General features: G+C 50.6%; 2 protein-coding genes. Both read left to right on the top strand.

All coding sequences use genetic code 11. From position 1 onward, the window contains the following. A partial coding sequence (locus ACOCD2_RS18490) for a hypothetical protein (RefSeq protein ID WP_293675043.1) occupies positions 1 to 327 on the top strand: 327 nt, incomplete at its 5' end. 296 nt (positions 328 to 623) lie between these two features. After that, positions 624 to 1688: an RHS repeat domain-containing protein gene (locus ACOCD2_RS18495; protein ID WP_293653069.1), complete on the top strand. Its 1065-nt coding sequence runs from the start codon at positions 624 to 626 to the stop codon at positions 1686 to 1688. Positions 1689 to 1796: the final 108 nt, after the last annotated feature.

Consider the following 1796-nt stretch of genomic DNA (forward strand, 5'->3'; position numbering starts at 1 on the left):
GAATTCGAAAGAGCAGTAATCGAACATATTATTGAAAAAGAGGCACCAAAATATAAAAAACATTTGCCGTATCTATTGGTAGACAGGCGCGAGAATACAGGCTCAGGTATTTATGTATATTTCAATTACTCAGACAATCCCCCTCTATTTTCTTCCGAGAATAGAACAATTGGTCAGTCTGTATACGCCGAAATTGAAAGCTTGGAAGGCGGTGCTGGATTTATGCTGTACATAGATAATGGACAATTAACCATGTTGGAATCTTTTAGTCATGGTTTAGAACCTTGGCCTGATCATATCTCAAAATTTGAGATTCAAGATTTATGAGTACGATGCTTTTATCGGCCAACGCAACGCGGTAAGGCGTACCGATGTAGGGCGTCAATAAGCGAAGCGCATTGCGCCGAAAGAATAGAGTGGGGAATACGGGGGCAAGTCTTTGATTTATGATTGCTCTGCTTCCAGCCTCCTGATCTGCCTCCAGGCAGGCTTGGCAACAGCCCCATCCCTCAGACCGAGACCACCCGTTACCTGGGCGGGGTAGAACAAGAAATATTTGGGGTCAGAGCAACATTTGTTGTCATTAACCGTACCGTCACCTGATCCAGGCCAACGGCCAAACCGTGGCGATTCACATCACCCACAGCAACGCCCCCACCGAAACCCGCGTGCTGTTTCACGACCACATTGGCTCCCTCGATGTGATCACCGATCCGAACGGCAACATCAAAGAACGCCCCAGCTTTGAAGCCTGGGGCAACCGCCGTGCGTCCAACTGGATCGCCAACCCCGCGCCAACAAGCGACGAACCACGGGGCTTCACCGGACACGAACACCTCGACGACCTGGGGCTGATCCACATGAATGGCCGGGTCTACGACCCCGACCTGGGGCGATTCCTCTCAGCGGACAGCATAGTCCAGTTCCCCAACAACAGCCAAAGCTATAACCGCTACAGCTATGTGCTCAACAACCCCTTGAGCTATACTGATCCGAGTGGGCATTTTGCCGTTGGGTTATTCATCAACTTTATTTCCAGCATAATGACCCAAAGTCTGACTCAGAACATTGCCGCCAATGTTATTACCGCAGCAATGACGAAAACTGAAGCCCTGGTGATACAAACCGCTATCCATGCCGGACTCAATGGCTTGGCTCAAGGCGCAGCTTCATCCGCTATGGGTGGCACCTTTGCTGATGGCTTTGAAGCTGGGGTGCTCAGTGGTGTGCAATTGGGTATTTACAACGGTATTGGGGGTGCTACGAGTATCACTGTAGAGGGTGTGTTGGCTCACGGCTTGGTAGGTGGAGCCTTTGCTAAAGCCAGGGGCGACAGCTTTGGGAGTGGTTTTGCATCGAGCGTATTCAGCAAACTTAGTGCAGGGGCACTCTCCAATAACTTCTCCGACCCATTTGCGGGCGCAGCAGCCTCGGCCATCATTGGCGGCACAGCCAGTACCTTGTCTGGAGGGAAGTTCGCAAATGGGGCATTGAGCTCAGCCTTTGCCCATCTGTTCGGCGGTGCTGGAACTAGACAGCAACAAGCGGGCAACGCCAATGGGGGCGGATTCCTGAAAGGTACACTGGATGTTGTTGGGAAGATATGGGCACTGCCGAATACTATCGCGGGATTGGTCCATGGTGGTGCTGGTCATATTTCGGGGTGGATTAAGGGTACTAGAGTTTAGAGTAAGCAACATTGTTCCACCGTATATTTTCGGGTGAAATAAAGTTGCTATTTTGTTCATACTGCCCGTTAGAGCTTGTTCTATACGCTGATTGCTGCATCCTGCTCA

The organism is Thiolapillus sp. (assembly GCF_048562965.1).
GTDB classification, from domain to species: Bacteria; Pseudomonadota; Gammaproteobacteria; order Chromatiales; family Chromatiaceae; genus Thiolapillus; species Thiolapillus brandeum_A.